This window comes from Streptomyces abyssalis (assembly GCF_001751365.1).
GTDB classification, from domain to species: Bacteria; Actinomycetota; Actinomycetes; order Streptomycetales; family Streptomycetaceae; genus Streptomyces; species Streptomyces abyssalis.
In genome coordinates this window covers 74,209-89,428 of sequence record NZ_LJGT01000041.1, presented here as the reverse complement: position 1 = coordinate 89,428, position 15,220 = coordinate 74,209, and the positions used below count along the sequence as shown (strand labels likewise).

At 71.0% G+C, this 15,220-nt stretch carries 12 protein-coding genes; 7 read left to right on the top strand and 5 right to left on the bottom strand.

The features are described 5' to 3' along the window. Positions 1–306 precede the first annotated feature (306 nt). The gene (locus AN215_RS21210; RefSeq protein ID WP_079123302.1) at positions 307–1,515 is read left to right on the top strand and encodes a lipase family protein; all 1,209 of its coding nucleotides are present in this window, start codon (positions 307–309) and stop codon (positions 1,513–1,515) included. Between the two features lie 62 nt (positions 1,516–1,577). Here the strand turns inward: AN215_RS21210 and AN215_RS21205 are convergent, their stop codons facing one another. The 3 genes from AN215_RS21205 to AN215_RS21195 all read right to left on the bottom strand — a co-directional run bounded on the left by AN215_RS21205 (position 1,578) and on the right by AN215_RS21195 (position 5,498). Next, the gene (locus AN215_RS21205; RefSeq protein WP_079123301.1) at positions 1,578–2,057 is read right to left on the bottom strand and encodes an ASCH domain-containing protein; all 480 of its coding nucleotides are present in this window, start codon (positions 2,055–2,057) and stop codon (positions 1,578–1,580) included. A gap of 83 nt (positions 2,058–2,140) precedes the next feature. Then, on the bottom strand, positions 2,141–4,072 hold the full coding sequence (locus tag AN215_RS21200) for an AMP-dependent synthetase/ligase (protein ID WP_070008836.1): 1,932 nt from the start codon (positions 4,070–4,072) through the stop codon (positions 2,141–2,143). Positions 4,073–4,193: 121 nt separating this feature from the next. Further along, positions 4,194–5,498, bottom strand: coding sequence for an acetyl-CoA C-acetyltransferase (locus AN215_RS21195; protein WP_070008835.1), 1,305 nt, complete (start codon positions 5,496–5,498; stop codon positions 4,194–4,196). Between the two features lie 72 nt (positions 5,499–5,570). Between AN215_RS21195 and AN215_RS21190 the strand changes: the two genes are divergently transcribed. Further along, positions 5,571–7,022, top strand: coding sequence for a 3-oxoacyl-ACP reductase (locus AN215_RS21190; protein WP_070008834.1), 1,452 nt, complete (start codon positions 5,571–5,573; stop codon positions 7,020–7,022). A gap of 5 nt (positions 7,023–7,027) precedes the next feature. Then, positions 7,028–8,047: a MaoC/PaaZ C-terminal domain-containing protein gene (locus tag AN215_RS21185; protein WP_070031223.1), complete on the top strand. Its 1,020-nt coding sequence runs from the start codon at positions 7,028–7,030 to the stop codon at positions 8,045–8,047. On the opposite strand, the gene AN215_RS30485 is transcribed toward AN215_RS21185, so the two are convergent. Next, positions 8,016–8,780 carry a TetR/AcrR family transcriptional regulator gene (locus tag AN215_RS30485; protein ID WP_245694754.1) on the bottom strand — a complete coding sequence of 255 codons (765 nt, stop codon included), beginning with the start codon at positions 8,778–8,780 and terminating at the stop codon, positions 8,016–8,018. The genes AN215_RS21185 and AN215_RS30485 overlap by 32 nt on opposite strands. A gap of 269 nt (positions 8,781–9,049) precedes the next feature. Here AN215_RS30485 and AN215_RS21170 point away from each other — a divergent pair, with 269 nt between their 5' ends. Together AN215_RS21170 and AN215_RS21165 are read left to right on the top strand one after the other, a co-directional pair. Beyond that, positions 9,050–9,694: a TMEM175 family protein gene (locus tag AN215_RS21170; RefSeq protein WP_245694624.1), complete on the top strand. Its 645-nt coding sequence runs from the start codon at positions 9,050–9,052 to the stop codon at positions 9,692–9,694. Between the two features lie 167 nt (positions 9,695–9,861). Continuing rightward, positions 9,862–10,761 carry an MIP/aquaporin family protein gene (locus tag AN215_RS21165; RefSeq protein WP_070008833.1) on the top strand — a complete coding sequence of 300 codons (900 nt, stop codon included), beginning with the start codon at positions 9,862–9,864 and terminating at the stop codon, positions 10,759–10,761. Between the two features lie 279 nt (positions 10,762–11,040). On the opposite strand, the gene AN215_RS21160 is transcribed toward AN215_RS21165, so the two are convergent. After that, on the bottom strand, positions 11,041–12,519 hold the full coding sequence (locus AN215_RS21160; RefSeq protein ID WP_070008832.1) for an MFS transporter: 1,479 nt from the start codon (positions 12,517–12,519) through the stop codon (positions 11,041–11,043). A gap of 618 nt (positions 12,520–13,137) precedes the next feature. On the opposite strand from AN215_RS21160, the gene AN215_RS21155 reads away from it, so the two are divergent. Next, complete coding sequence (locus AN215_RS21155) at positions 13,138–13,485, top strand: putative quinol monooxygenase (protein WP_070008831.1); 348 nt, start codon at positions 13,138–13,140, stop codon at positions 13,483–13,485. A 195-nt stretch (positions 13,486–13,680) separates the two neighbouring features. After that, the gene (locus AN215_RS21150) at positions 13,681–15,210 is read left to right on the top strand and encodes an alpha/beta hydrolase (RefSeq protein WP_079123299.1); all 1,530 of its coding nucleotides are present in this window, start codon (positions 13,681–13,683) and stop codon (positions 15,208–15,210) included. Positions 15,211–15,220: the final 10 nt, after the last annotated feature.

Sequence of the window (15,220 nt, the reverse complement as noted above, 5' to 3'; positions counted from 1 at the left end):
CGTCCTTCCAGTAACTGCAAGGTCAAGCAGTGGTTTTCCGGCCGCCCTTGTCCGCCCACCCCGCACGCACAACCCCCCGGGGGGCGCACGGCGACGGGCCGGTTCCGGCCGTTGTTGTGCCGTGTGTGCGCAACGCCTGCGCGCCCCCTTCCGGAGGTACTGACGGGTCAGTACGTTCCATCCCGACGAGCCCAGCATTTCTGAATCGTTGGGAGACCCCCCATGCGTATCACCATCCGAAGCAGCCGAAGTCGAAGAAGCGGCCCACGTACCGGAGGCGCCCGTACCAGAGCGGTCACCGCAACAATGGCGGTGGCCGCTCTGTGCGTTTCGGGCGGCGCGGCGGCCCCGGCCGCCGTTGCCGCGGGCGGCGGGACCGCCGAGGCCACAGCCGCAACCCCCACCGCGGCCGAGGAGACGGGCGCGGGCACCCCCGGGGCCGCGCGGCCCGGCGACGTCGTCAGCGCCGAACCGACCGAGTTCCAGGTCTTTCCTGGCGTACCCGTCCCCACACACGCCTGGAAGATCCACTACAACTCGACCGACGCGAAAGGGAAGTCCAACACCGTCTCCGGCACCGTCCTCGTGCCCAAGGACGGCCGCGAGGGACCACGGCCCCTGCTGACCTACGCGGTGGGCACCGTCGGCATAGGCGATCAGTGCGCCCCGTCCGCGGGCTTCCCCGCCGGCACGACGAAGGAAGCCCCGCTGATCGAGGGCGCGTTGCTGCGCGGGTGGGCCGTCGCCGTGACCGACTACGAGGGGCTGGGCACGCCCGGCACGCACACCTACACCGTCGGCCGGGCCGCCGGCACGGCGGTGCTGGACGCGGCGCGTGCCGCACAGCGGCTGCCGGGTGCGCAGGAGCAGGGCGTGACGGCGGAGTCGCCCGTCGGCATCATGGGCTACTCGCAAGGCGGCCAGGCCAGCGGCTGGGCGGCGGAGATCGCCGGCTCGTACGCCCCGGAGCTGAAGGTCAAGGGGACCGCGAGCGGCGGTGTTCCGGCCGATCTGCCGAAGGTCGCCGAATACAACGACGGCGACGCCGAGGCGGGCCTGGTGCTGATGTCGGCCGTCGGCCACGACGCCGCGCACCCCGAACTCGACCTGAACGGCTACCTCAACGACGAGGGCAGGAGCATCGCCCAGATCATGAAGGACGGCTGTCTGGCGGAGGCCTCCGAGGCGGGCGCGAACAAGAAGGTCGAGGACGTCACCACCACCAACCCCATGGACGAGCCCGACTGGCAGCAGCGCCTGGCCGAGGACAAGCTGGGCAGCAAGGCGCCGGGTGCGCCCGTGTACCTGTACCACGGTGAGGCCGACGAGATCATTCCGTACGACGTCGGGAAGCAGCTGCGTGCCGACTGGTGCGCACAGGGCAACACCGTCGAGTGGACGAGCTTCCCGCTCTCCCCGCACGCGGGTACGGCGATCCTCGCCTCGATCCCCGCGATGAACTGGCTGTCCGACCGCTTCAAGGACGAGCCGACGCAGGGCGACTGCGGCGGCTGACCCGCCGTCACGCCGGCCACGGGTGCTGCCGGGCCTCCGGCTTCGCCGACCTTGAAACGGGGTCAGCGGGGCCGGAGGCGGCGGCGCAGATCCTCGACGACGCGGAAGCGCTCCAGCACGACGGGAGTCGCGTCGTCCACCTCGAAGCCGCCGTCGCCGAGCTCGGCGCGCATCGCGTCGCTGTTCCAGAACTCCTCGTGCGCGGCCCGCCATTCGGCGACGCTCCCGTGCCCTTCGCCCTCGTCCACCGCGTGCGCGGCGTCGACGCCGGCGAGCGGAACGACGCGCACGGCCGCCGTCTCGATGACGGCGACCGGCTCGCCGGCTGAGTCGATCAGAACGGAGCGCGCGCCGGGCTCCGGCACGGGCTCGCCCTCGTCCCCGTACTCGCGCAGAAGCGAGGTCGTGGCCGTCTTCGAGCCGTCCAGGATCGCGCCGACCAGCCGGTCCCGCAGCGGCCCGGGGAACGCGAACTCCGCGCGTGGCAACGACGCGTACGCGGCTGGGAGTTCAGGCCCATCAGGTCCGCCCGCAGGAGTCACCGCCCCACCCTATGGCGCGGGTCAGCACCCGGTGGCGCCGGTCCGTGTCCGCCAGGCGCCTGCCCGCCCCTTCCTGCCTCGTCCTACCTCTCCGTCTCGTACAGCTCCGCGATCTCCGCGTCGTAGTCCCGTACGATCGCCGCCCGCTTCAGCTTCAGCGACGGCGTCAGATGGCCGCCCTCCTCCGTGAAGTCGCGCGGGAGGACCACGAAGCGGCGGATGGATTCGGCCCGGGAGACCATCCGGTTCGCCTCGTCGACGGCCTGCTGCAGGTTGGCCAGCAAGTCGCCGTCCACGGCGAGCTGTTCGGGGCTCAGGTCCTGCTTCTTGTGCATCTGCTGCCAGTGCGCGAGACCGTCCGGTTCGAGGGTGATCAGCGCGGTGATGTACGGGCGGTTGTCGCCGACGACCAGGCACTGGCTGACCAGCGGGTGCGCACGCAGCCAGTCCTCCAGGGGCGCCGGGGCGATGTTCTTGCCGCCGGAGGTGATGATGAGGTCCTTCTTGCGGCCGGTGATGGTCAGATAGCCCTCGTCGTCGAGGGTGCCGATGTCGCCCGTCGCGAACCATCCGTCGTCCCCGGCGTCCGGGACCGCGGCCCGCCGGTGCGAGTCCCAGTAGCCGCCGAAGACGTGCGCGCCCCTCAGCAGCACCTCGCCGTCGTCCGCTATGCGCACAGCCGTGCCCGGGACGGGCCAGCCGACGGTGCCCAGACGGGGCTTGAGCGGCGGGGTGCACGTGGAGGCGCCCGTGGTCTCGGTGAGCCCGTAGCCTTCGAAGACGGAGATGCCGGCGCCCTCGTAGAACGAGGCGAGACGCGACCCGAGCGGCGATCCGCCGCTGATGACGTAGCGGCAGCGGCCCCCGAGAGCGGCCCGTATCCGGCGGTAGACCAGCAGGTCGTACAGGCCGCGCGCCGCCTTCAGCCCGGTGCCGGGCCCGCCGCCCCGCCCGTGCTCCTGCTCCTCGACGGCCTCGCCGTAGCGGCGGGCGATGCGTGCGGCACGGTCGAAGGAGGAGGCGCGGCCCATCTTCTCGGCGGTGGCGCGGCCGGTGTTGTAGACCTTCTCCAGCACGTACGGGATGCCCAGCAGAAACGTCGGGCGGAAGCCGGCGAGATCGGCGAGGAGTTCCTCGGTCTGGATGCTCGGCGCGTGCCCGAGGCGTACGCGGGCCCTCATGCACGCGACGGCGACCATCCTGCCGAAGACGTGCGAGAGCGGCAGGAAGAGCAGCGTCGCGGCCGGGTCCTTGCTCACGGACTTGAAGACCGGGTGCAGCAGTTCGATGTCGTTGTCCACCTCGGCGAAGAAGTTGCCGTGGGTGAGGACGCAGCCCTTCGGCTGACCGGTGGTGCCGGAGGTGTAGATGAGGGTGGCGATGTGCTCCGGGGCGATCAGGCCGCGCCGGGCGGCGACCGCCTCGTCCTCGAGCCCCCTTCCGGCGTGCGCGATCTGGGAGACCGCACCGGCGTCGAGCTGCCAGAGGTGTTCGAGCGCGGGCATGGCGCCGCGCTCGTCGGCGAGCATCCGCGACTGCTCGACGTTCTCCACGGCGCAGCCGCGCGCCCCCGAGTGCTGGAGGATGTAGCGGGCCTGCGCCGCGGAGGACGTCGGATAGATGGGGACGGTGACGAGCCCGGCCGCCCAGCCCGCGAAGTCGAGCAGCGTCCACTCGTACGAGGTGCGGGCCATGATTGCGATACGGTCGCCCGCCTCGAAGCCCAGGCCGATGAGTCCCTTCGCGACGTTCAGGACCTCCTGGGCGAACTCAGAAGCGGTCACGTCGCGCCATGTGCCGTCAGGCCGCTTGCGGCTGAGCACCGCCTCGAAGGGCGCCTCGACGGCGTTGGTGAAGGGGATGTCCCCCAGGGAACCGCTCGTGACCGCCGGCGCGAAGGGCGGCATGGTGACCTCACGTACGACGCCGTCGAGCACCTCCTTCTCCGGCTCGACGAGCGTGGGGCCCGCGGTGGTGGCGGGCGCCGGGGCTTGGCTTGCGGGCTGGGTCGTCACGAGCGGCTCCTGTTCGTGAAATACCTCGTCGTTGCGGCTGCTCCACGGACCGCCGGGTCCGCCGGCCGCCGGGTTCCGCCCGCCGCCGGGCTCGTCCCGCCCGGCGGCCGGCAGCAGGCCGTCAGGCCTTCTCCAGTACGGCGGTCACCCCCTGCCCTCCCGCCGCGCAGACGGAGACCAGACCGCGCGACCCCGGCTCCGCCCCGTCCCGCTGGGCGAGGAGCTTGGCGAGGGTGGCGACGATGCGGGCGCCGGTCGCGGCGAAGGGGTGTCCGGTCGCCAGCGACGAGCCGGCGACGTTGAGGCGGTCGCGGTCCACGGGAGCGAGGCCCCGCTTCTCCCAGGCGGCGAGGGTGGCCAGCACCTGGGAGGCGAACGCCTCGTGGATCTCGAAGAGTTCGAAGTCCTCGATGCCGAGCCCGGCCCGCTCCAGCATCCGGGGCACGGCGTACGCGGGCGCCATCAGCAGCCCGTCCTCGCCGGGCCTGCCGTCCTCGTCGAAGAAGCTGACGGCTCCCGTCTCGTACGCGGTCAGATACGCCAGCGGCCGCAGCCCGTGCCGTTCGGCCCACTCCTCGCTCGCCAGCAGCACCGTCGCGGCGCCGTCGGTGAGCGGCGTGGAGTTGCCGGGGGTCATCGTGGCGTCCGGCTCACCGGTGCCGAAGACCGGCTCCAGTTCGGCGAGCTTGTGCGTGGAGGTGCCGGGGCGGAGGTTCTGGTCCCGGGCCAGGCCGCGGAAGGGCACGACCAGGTCGTGCAGGAAGCCGCTGTCGTAGGCGGTCGCGAGGTTGCGGTGACTCGTGGCGGCGAGCACGTCCTGCTCGTGGCGGCTGATGCCCCACTCGCGTGCCGTGTGTGCCGCGTGCTCGCCCATGGACAGGCCGGTGCGCGGCTCGGCGTTGCGCGGGATCTCGGGCACGAGGTGCCGCGGGCGCACGCGCGCGATCTCCTTCAGCCGGTCCATGGGGGTCTTGGCCCTGCGCGCCGCCAGCAGGATGCGCCGCAGTTCGTCGTTGACGCCGAGGGGCGCGTCGCTCGCGGTGTCGGCGCCGCCCGCGACGCCCGCGTCGAGCTGGCCGAGTGCGATCTTGTTGGCCACGGAGATGACGGCCTGAAGGCCCGTGCCGCACGCCTGCTGGATGTCGTAGGCGGGGGTGCGCGGGTCGAGCCGGGAGCCGAGGACGGTCTCCCGCGCGAGATTGAAGTCACGGCTGTGCTTGAGCACTGCGCCGGCCACGAACTCTCCGACGCCGCGTTCGCCCGTGAGCCCGTACCGCTCGACGAGCCCGTCGAGCGCCGCCGAGAGCATCTCCTGATTCGAGCAGTCCGCGTACGGCCCGTCGGATCGCGCGAAGGGGATGCGGCTGCCGCCGATCACGGCGACGCGGCGCGGAGGGCCGGCACTCATGAGGCCGTTGGAACTCATCCTCGACCAAACTCCTGACCTGTAAGTAACCTTACTCGGAAGTAAATTTACGCGAGCCGGAGGAACGAGGGAATGGCTGACCGCTATCTGCATTGGACCAACACACGTCCCGGCCGCCTCCTCTCCCGCCGGCTCGGCCTCCCCCGTCCCGTACCGCTGCACCGCTGGTCGGCGGAGCGGCCGGTGCTCGAGGGCCGTCTGATTCTGCACCTGACGCCGGTACCGCCGCGCGGCGCCCGCCCTGGTGGCGGCGACGGAGGCGGGGACGGCGACAGCGGCGACGGCGACGCGCACGCGAAGGAGCTCGCGGCCGCGCTCGACGGCACCGGCCTCCCGGTCCGTACGGACGCCTCCGCCGCGGAACCCGGCGCGCGCTGCGCCGCCGTGGTCGTCGACGCTACGGGCATTCGCGACGTCCCGGAACTGCGTGCGGTGCACGAATGCCTCCACCCGGTGCTCCGCTCGGTCGCCGCCTGCGGCCGCATCGTCGTGCTCGGTGCCCGCCCTGACGGCGGCGACCACCACCAGGCCGCGGCGCAGCAGGCGTTGGAGGGCTTCGTACGCTCGCTCGCGAAGGAGACGGGCGGCGGACGCACGGCGCAGCTCGTGCGGCTCGCGCCCGGGGCGACGCCCGCGGACGCCGCGTCCACGCTCCGCTTTCTCCTCTCTCCCAAGTCGGCGTACGTCAGCGGCCAGGTCATCGAGATCGGCGAACCCGTGCCGGGAGCGCCGGCGCCCGGGGCGACGGCAGCCGAGTCCGCAGCGACGAAGGCCACCGGTCCGCAGGGCCCGCTCCACGGTCGTACGGCCCTGGTCACCGGCTCCGCACGCGGCATCGGCGAGTCCGTCGCGGCGACGCTCGCACGGGACGGCGCACACGTCATCTGCCTCGATGTCCCCCAGGCGGAGGCCGATCTGGCGCGCGTCGCCGAGTCGCTGGGAGGCACCGCGCTGCCGCTCGACGTCACCGGGGACGACGCGGGCGCCCGGATCGCCGAAGCCCTGCCGGCGGACGGTCTCGACGTCCTCGTCCACAACGCCGGCATCACCCGCGACCGCAAGCTCGCCAACATGAAGGCCGAGCTGTGGGACCAGGTGATGGAGGTCAACCTGGCCTCGGTGCTGCGCACGACGGATCATCTGCTCGCGGCGGGCGCGCTCCGGCGCGGCACCGGCCGCATCGTCGCGACCGCCTCCATCGCCGGTGTCGCGGGCAACGTCGGCCAGACCAACTACGCGGCCAGCAAGGCCGGAATCATCGGCCTCGTACGGTCGCTCGCGCCGCGCGCCGCCGCGGAGCACGGCGTCACGGTCAACGCAGTCGCCCCCGGCTTCATCGAGACGAAGATGACGGCGGCCGTCCCCTTCTTCATCCGCGAGGCGGGCCGGCGCATGAACTCCCACTCCCAGGGCGGGCTTCCGGTCGACGTCGCCGAGACCACCGCCTGGCTGGCGGGCCCCCACTCCTCCTCCGTCAACGGCCAGATCGTCCGCGTCTGCGGCCAGAGCCTGCTGGGAGCGTGAGCACCATGACCGTCCACCGTCTTTCGGCACCGCCCCGGCTGGCCGTGGTCCTCGCCCGGGGCGCCCTGGCGTCCCGGTCCAAGCGGGGCCCGTACGAGCAGGCGCGGCTGCCCGCCGTGCGGCTGATGCTTCCGGACGCGGTCATCGACGCCGGGCGGCTGCGCGCGTACAGCCGCGTGTGCGGCTTCGGCACAGGCGGCGACACGGCGGGGCAGCCGCCGGCGGGGCCGCAGTCCGCGCCGGCGCCGGCCAGCTATCCGCATGTCCTGGGCTTCCCCCTCGCGATGCAGCTGATGGCGCGGCCGGACTTCCCCTTCCCGGTGCTCGGCCTCGTCCACACGGGCGTCGAACTCACCCAGCACCGCGCGCTGCGGCCCGGCGACCGGCCCGAGATCTCCGTTTACGCGAACGGACTTGCACCGCACCGGCGCGGCAGCAGCTTCGACGTCGTGACGGAGGCCCGGCTGGACGGCCGGCTCGTGTGGCACTCACGGAGCACCTACCTCTGCCGCCACCGCACCGCCGGCGCCCCGGGCGAACCCGCCCGCGAGCCCGGCGTCCAGGACGGCCTCCGGCCCGGCGTCCGGACCGGCACCCGTGCCGAGGACCCCGGACAGCCCCCGGCACCCCTGCCCCTGCGCGAGCACTGGGATCTGCCCTCCGGCCTCGGACGCCGCTACGGCCGGGCCTCCGGCGACCGCAACCCCATCCATCTGCACCCGCTGACCGCGAAGCTCTTCGGCTTCCCCCGCCACATCGCGCACGGCATGTGGACCTTCGCCCGTTCCCTCGCCGGGACCGGCGCCGCCGCGGGCGGTGAACAGCTCACCGCCCGCGCGGAGTTCAAGGCCCCGGTCCTGCTCCCGTCCAGGGTCGCCTACTGCCTGGACGAGCCGACCGCGTCGGCCGGAGGCTACCGCGCCCCCGTGCGCGTGCACCGGTTCGAGCTGCGCAGCGGCGGTGACGGCAACGGGGAACGGCAGCGGCTGCACCTCAGTGGTGAGGTGACCAGCGAGCGCCCCTGATCATCTGCTCCAGGCCCGTCCAGCAGAAGTTCATCAGCGTGGCCGCCGTCTCCTTCGCCGAAGGCACCGCGTCCGTACGGGCGTTGGCCCAGCACGCGAGTGACTCCGCCGCACCGACCATGGCGTGTGCGAGCCCGGAGACCTCGCGCTCGGCGAACTTCAGATCGCAGCCCGCGTCCACGGCCGCCCTGCTCAGCAGCAGCGTCACCAGCTCGGTGATCTCCGCCCGCATCGCGGCGACTTCACGGGCGAACGGCTCGCCCTGGGTGTCGGCCCTGTGCAGCACGGACCAGCCGTCTGGCCGTGCCGCCGTGTGCGCGAAGAACGCGCAGAGCCCCTTCCACAGCTGCTGCTCGGCACCGGCGCCCGGGGCTTCCGGACGGGCCGCTTCCCGCGGACCGCCCGGGCGCTCCGGCCGGGGCGCCCGGGCCGTCCGCTCCGACCGGCCCGAGTGGTCCGGGTCCTCCGGGCGGTCACGCGGTGTGCCCGGGGACTCCGCGCCCCGCGCGCCCCGTCCCGTGCCGCCCCGTACGGCCTCGACGAGAGCGGCACGCTCCCTTCGTATACAGGCCGTGAACAGGTCTTCCTTCGATTTCAGATACAAGTAGACCAGCGGCTTGGAGACTCCCGCCTCCTCGGCGATGTCGTCCATCGACGCCGCCTGATATCCGTGCCGTGCGAAACCCGCGACCGCAGCGTCGAGCATCTGCCGCTCGCGCACCTCCCGCGGCATCCGCCGGCGTCCCCCGGTGTTCCTGCTCTTGGTCCCCACCTGCATGCCCCTCCGCGCCATCTCCCCCGTCTCCCCACGGAATGCTCGGATGTAAGCGTACGCGGACCCTGCGTCAACGCACCTGGCGAGCGCCGCTCACCGGCCCGGCGGGGAGCGGAAGGGACTCCCGCCGCCGGCGCCCGGGGCGCATCCCGCACTCCCGTACGACTCCCGACGGCACAGGCGCGGGATCAGCCGGGTGTCACGGCCGCACCCCTACCATCCGGGACGTGGATCACACATCGGCCTCCGCCAGGGGAGGCGGCGGGCTGGAACGTCTGGAGAGCCTCTCGGACAACGTCTTCGCGTTCGCCATGACCCTGCTGGTGCTCGACATCACCGTCAGACGCGGACTCAGCAGCGAGGGCTTCCGCGAAGCCCTGCATCTGACCCTCCCCCACATCGCCGCGTACGCGCTGAGCTTCGCGGTCATCGCGGAGTTCTGGCTCGACCACCGGCGCATCCTCGCGGCGTTCCCGGTCGTGGACGGCCGGGTCACCGGTCTGACCCTGCTCGGTCTGGGCCTCACGGCGATGATGCCCTTCCCCACGGCGCTGCTCGCCGAATACAGCAACGAGCCGCAGGCCGTCGCCGTGTACGGCCTCAGCGTCGCCGCGCTCAACGCCGTACACATGACCCTGCTGCTCACCTCGCACAGACGTCTGGGCCCGGTGCGCGACGCGGGCGCGCTGCGGGCGCGCCGTCTCGACGCCGCCGACCTGATCTCCACGGTGCTCGTCTTCGGCATCACCGTCCCGCTCGCCTTCGTCTCACCCACCGCGGCCAAGTGGGTCTGGCTCGCTCTGCTCCCGGCCAAGATCGTCATCGGACACCGGCAGTCGAAGCTCGCGCCGGACCAAGCCGGCGGCCCCTGAGCCTCAACGCCCACGCGCCGGCCCTCCGCGGTGCGACACCGGTACGCCATACGCCATCGGATTGACATACCGGATGACTCGCCGTCAGGCGCGCTTCGAGCGATGCCCCCCTGCTTACCGTTCGGAAAGGGGCAGGCAGGGCGGTTCCGAACGAACAAGGAGTGCCGATGGCTGAGCTAGACCCGAGGAGCAGTCCGCGCCGACTCGGTTACAGATCCGGACTGGGCGGCGAGCTGATCGCCGAGTTCCTCGGCACCTTCGTCCTCATTCTGATCGGCTGCGGGTCGGTGGCCGTCGCAGTCGTGGGCCTCTCCGGTTCGGGCCGGCAGACCGGGGACTTCGGCCCCGCGAACTGGCTGATCATCTCCTGGGGATGGGGCCTGGCGGTCGTCTTCGGCGTGTACGTCGCGGGAGGCATCAGCGGCGCCCACATCAACCCGGCCGTGACGCTCGGTTTCGCGGTCCGCGGCCATTTCCCCTGGAAGAAGGTGCTTCCGTACTGGGCGGCGCAGCTGGTCGGCGCCTTCATCGCCGCCGCGCTCGTGTACGCCACATACCACTGGGCGATCGACGCGTTCAACGCCAAGGAAGGGACGGGGCGGGAGGAATCGCTGCCGACCTTCTCCATCTTCGCGACCTTCCCGGCCGAGTACTTCGGGAATTCGTGGTGGGGGCCGTTCCTGGACCAGATCGTCGGCACCGCCTTCCTGCTGCTGCTCGTCTGCGCGCTCATCGACATGCGCAACACGGCGCCGATGTCGAACATGGGGCCGTTCCTCATCGGTCTCGTCGTCGTCGCGATCGGCCTGACCTACGGCACGAACGCCGGGTACGCCATCAACCCCGCCCGCGACTTCGGACCGCGGCTCTTCACCTTCTTCGAGGGGTGGGGGGCGATCGCCTTCCCAGGCAGTTTCGACTGGTTCAGCGGTTATTGGTGGATCCCCATCGTCGGCCCTCTCATCGGCGGCGTCATCGGGGCGCTGGTCTACGAGCACCTCATCAGCCGCGTCATCTCGGCCCGCGGTCAGGTGCACCCCGAAGGGGAGGCCGGCGAGGCGCAGTAGCCACACAGGGCGGCCGCCGTCCGGCCCCTGAGCCGCCGCAGGACCAACGGTGACACCAGAAGACCTCCGCGACCGGGAGCCCCGCACGGCTCCGGGACCGGGGGTCTTCGCCGTGACCGGACGACGTACGGGGCAGTGCGCAGGGGCACATTTCGCACCGGGCGGTGCGCACGTGGCGGTGCGCACCGGGCACGACGAGAGCCCGCCGGTACGTCCCGGCCAGGCCGCCCCGTGAGGCGTCCCGGACCGGCACGTACCGGCGAGCTCGGCCGGGTCGTGTCAGCGCGCCGGCTCCTGGGCGGAGAGCGGCGTCGCGATGTCCTCCAGGGAGCGCCGCTCGGCCGGGACGGCCAGGAACGCCGCGACCACACCCGCGATGCACATCAGCCCGGCCCCGATCTGGAAGGCGAGGGTCGTGTCACCGAGGACGCCGTGCTCCGTGAGCTCGGCGAAGATCAGCGGACCGGAGATGCCGCCCACGGCAGTGCCCAGCGCGTAGAAGAACGCGATGGCCATGGCCCGTGTCTCCATCGGGAAGATCTCGCTGACCGTGAGGTAGGCCGAACTCGCGCCGGCGGAGGCGAAGAAGAGCACGACGCTCCAGCACGCCGTCAGCGTCGTCGCCGAGAGGTGTCCGCCGGCGAACAGCGCCGCCGTACCGAACAGCAGCACACCGGACCCGATATAGGTTCCGGCGATCATTATCCGGCGTCCCACGGTGTCGAAAAGCGGGCCGAGGAGAATGGGGCCGAGCAGATTCCCGATCGCGATCGCGACGAAGTAGTAGCCCGTCGCGCCGGGCGGCACATCGTAGAAGGCCGCGAGAATGGCACCGAACCCGAATGTCACCGCGTTGTACAGAAACGCCTGGCCGACGAAGAGCGAAAGACCGAGGAATGCGCGTGAGCGGTACTTCGAGAAGACCGTACGGGCGATCATTCCGAAACCGACCGCCTGACGCTGGTTGATGACCATCTCCCCGGCGGGCTCGGGCAGGGAGCCCTCGCCGTGCTGCGCGATGCAGCGCGCCTCGGCGTCCTGCACGATGGCTTCGGCCTCGTCGCCCCGTCCGTGGATGAACAGCCACCTCGGACTCTCCGGCACGTTTCTCCGTACCAGCAGGATGACCAGGCCGAGGACCACGCCGAGCGCGAAGGTCAGCCGCCAGCCGACGTCCGCCGCGAAGATGCTGGTGTCGAGCATCGGGATCGAGAGCATGGCGCCGACGGCGGCTCCGAGCCAGAAACTGCCGTTGATCGCGAGGTCGACGCGGCCCCGGTAGTACGAGGGAATCAGCTCGTCGATCGCCGAGTTGATGGCCGCGTATTCGCCGCCGATGCCGAACCCCGTGAGGAAGCGGCAGGCGAAGAACCACCAGCTGTCGAACGACAGACTTGTCAGCGCCGTCGCCGCCAGATACACGGCGAGAGTGACGAGGAACAGCTTCTTCCGCCCGAACCGGTCGGTCAGCCACCCGAAGTAGAGCGCGCCGAGACACGCTCCGGCCACGTACAGCGCGGCGCCGAGCCCCGTGACCTGGGCCGAGGTGATGGCGAGTCCGCTCCCGGACTCGGACAGCCGGCCGGCGATGTTGCCGACGAGCGTGACCTCCATCCCGTCGAGGATCCAGACCGTCCCGAGGCCGATCACGATCATCCAGTGCCAGCGCGACCAGGGCAGCCTGTCCAGGCGGGCCGGTACTGCCGTTCTGACTGTTCCCGATGAAAGCGTTCCGCTGCTTCCACCTTCAACTGCCATTGCGTACTCCGTCTGAATTGTTCACTGATTTCAGGCATGCCGCTCGGCGGCCTGCCGTTCAGGACACGAGCTCAACTGACACGCCTGGCCGCACAGTTAACACGCATGACTCCCCGTGGAAGTACGGAATCGATATACAGGACCGCTGGATTCCGGGCCGGTGAAGGGCCTCGGACCACACTTCACCCACGACGGAACATCCCGGACGCTCAATCGAACTGAGCCCTTCTCGAATGGGAGAGAACGGCCCCGCGGAGAGCAATCGAGGGCATATGCCCGGCGAATTTACGTACCTTCAAGGCCGGCCACGGTGAATTCCATTGCCGCCGACCCCGGCCCGGACGGCAGCAGCGCGTCCCCCACCGAGGAGAAGGGCGGCGGGGCGAAGGACCCGACCTCCGCGACGAAGTCGAACCCACCGGCCCCTGACAGCCGGCAGAGGATTCCCACCGGCCTCCCGGAGCAAGCCCCCACCGGCGTCGCCGGGCCACGGTCGAACCGTCGTCCGGCGACGTGGTGGACCGGGTCGGACCCGGGCCGGGGCACGCTCGTCGCCGCACCCCGAGTATGTATGTTGGCGTGCGGCCGACCGCCTGCAGGCAAGGGAGAGGGAGCAGCATGATCTTCATTACGGCGAAGTTCCGGGTACTGCCCGAGCACGCGGACCGCTGGCCCGAGATCGCCCGCGACTTCACCGAAGCGACCCGCGCCGAGCCGGGCTGCATGTGGTTCGACTGGTCGCGCAGCATCGACGACCCGGCGGAGTACGTGCTGGTCGAGGCGTTCCGTGACGGCGAAGCCGGCGCCGCACACGTCGGTTCCGAGCACTTCAGGGCCGCACAGCGCGAACTGCCCCCGCATCTCGCGGAGACTCCCCTCATCATCAACGCGGACATCGACCAGGACGAGTGGTCGAGGCTGGGTGAGATGTCCGTCGAGCAGGCACGTCCCGGGGCCGGGAGCTGAACACCGGCGCCGCCCTTGCCTCCTGAGCGGGTCTCCTCCGCAGGTCCCACCCCCGTCCGCCACAGGTCGTACCAAGCCTGCCCCGTAGAAGGATTCGTCCGAACTCCCCCACGAGACACAGTCGTTCCACCTGAAAGCCGACAGGAAGGAACGGCTGTCGTGCGGATAAGACGCATAGCACCAGCCTTGCTCGCCATGGGAGTCACCGCGGCGCTGGTCCACGTACTCGCCCCGACGGAGGCGGCCGCGGCGGACCCACTGAGTCAGTACAAGAACCAGAAGCCCTCCTGGCACCGCTGCGACCCGGGAATGCCCGCCAAGTACCAGTGCGCCACCATCAAGGTTCCGCTGGACTACGAGCGGCCCGCCGGCAAGAAGATCAAGCTTGCCGTCTCCCGGATGAAGACCAGCGTTGCCGGCAAGCGGCACGGCGTGATGCTGTTCAATCCCGGGGGTCCGGGTGGACCGGGCCTCGACATGCCTGTCTTCATGAAGGACACGCTTCCGAAGAAGGTCCGCGACCAGTACGACCTCGTCGGCTTCGACCCACGCGGCGTCGGCAAGAGCAGTCCCGTCAGCTGTGACCTCTCGGCCACGGAGCAGAACTTCGAACGCCCCTACAAGCGTGAGACGTTCAGCCGTGACGTGAAGTGGGCACGGACCGTCGCGCAGAAGTGCCGTGACAAGAACGGCGACAAGCTCCCGCACATCACGACCCGCAACACCGCCCGCGACATGGACGTGATCCGCGCCGTGCTGGGCGAGAAGAAGATCTCCTATCTGGGCGTCTCCTACGGCACGTATCTGGGCGCCGTCTACACGCAGATGTTCCCCGGACGGTCGGACCGCTTCGTCCTGGACAGCTCGGTCGATCCCGCCCGGGTCTGGCGGGGCATGATCCAGGTATGGGCGTCCGGCGCCGAACCGGCGTTCACCCGTTGGGCGAAGTGGACGGCCGGGCGTCACGGCACCTACAAGCTCGGAAACACCGCTGCCGAGGTCCGGAAGACCTTCTGGGCGTTGGTCGCCCGGGCCGACCGGAAACCCATCCCGTACGAGGACGACAAGCTCAACGGCGACGAGATCCGCGCCATGCTGCGAGGCCAGTTCTTCAGCCCCAAGGAAGCAGCCGCCACGGTGGCCGGTCTGAAGAAGGCCGCAGACGGCGGCCCGAAGGCACGCGGCTCCGCCGACGCGCGCGGCCCCGCGGCCCCGGATGAGAAGGCGGCGGACAACATGACCGCCTCCTTCTGGTCCGTGGTCTGCGGCGACACCTCGGCCTGGCCACGGGACCCCGGGCAGTACCGCCGTGACGCGATCCGGGACAAGGCCAAGTACCCGCTCTACGGCGACTTCGGCTCCAACATCACGCCCTGCGCGTTCTGGAACAAGCCCGCCGAGCCGGTCACCGGCGTCGACAACGGCGTCGGCGTGCTCACCGTCCAGAACCAGTGGGACTCCCAGACTCCGCTGTCCTCCGGCCGCGGCATGCACCGGGCGCTGAAGGGTTCACGCATGGTCCATGTCGAAGGCGGCGAAGGGCACGGCGTGTACGGGAAAGACCCCAAGGTCTGCGCGAACCGTGCGGTCAACGCCTACCTGAGCACCGGAGAGCTGCCGGCCGAGGACATCACCTGCAAGGCAGCGGACGACCAGAACCGCGACGCGAACGAACATCCGCCGTCAGCACCCCGGGCCGTCCCCGTACTGCCTGACCGTTTCTGAGGACACGACC

Bases quoted from the DNA above. Each gene is read 5' to 3' on its own strand.
- AN215_RS21195 (WP_070008835.1), bottom strand. From the start codon at position 5,498: ATGAGTTCCAACGGCCTCATGAGTGCCGGCCCTCCGCGCCGCGTCGCC.
- AN215_RS21190 (WP_070008834.1), top strand. From the start codon at position 5,571: ATGGCTGACCGCTATCTGCATTGGACCAACACACGTCCCGGCCGCCTC.
- AN215_RS30485 (WP_245694754.1), bottom strand. From the start codon at position 8,780: ATGCCGCGGGAGGTGCGCGAGCGGCAGATGCTCGACGCTGCGGTCGCG.
- AN215_RS21210 (WP_079123302.1), top strand. From the start codon at position 307: ATGGCGGTGGCCGCTCTGTGCGTTTCGGGCGGCGCGGCGGCCCCGGCC.
- AN215_RS21165 (WP_070008833.1), top strand. From the start codon at position 9,862: ATGGCTGAGCTAGACCCGAGGAGCAGTCCGCGCCGACTCGGTTACAGA.
- AN215_RS21150 (WP_079123299.1), top strand. From the start codon at position 13,681: ATGGGAGTCACCGCGGCGCTGGTCCACGTACTCGCCCCGACGGAGGCG.
- AN215_RS21155 (WP_070008831.1), top strand. From the start codon at position 13,138: ATGATCTTCATTACGGCGAAGTTCCGGGTACTGCCCGAGCACGCGGAC.
- AN215_RS21160 (WP_070008832.1), bottom strand. From the start codon at position 12,519: ATGGCAGTTGAAGGTGGAAGCAGCGGAACGCTTTCATCGGGAACAGTC.
- AN215_RS21185 (WP_070031223.1), top strand. From the start codon at position 7,028: ATGACCGTCCACCGTCTTTCGGCACCGCCCCGGCTGGCCGTGGTCCTC.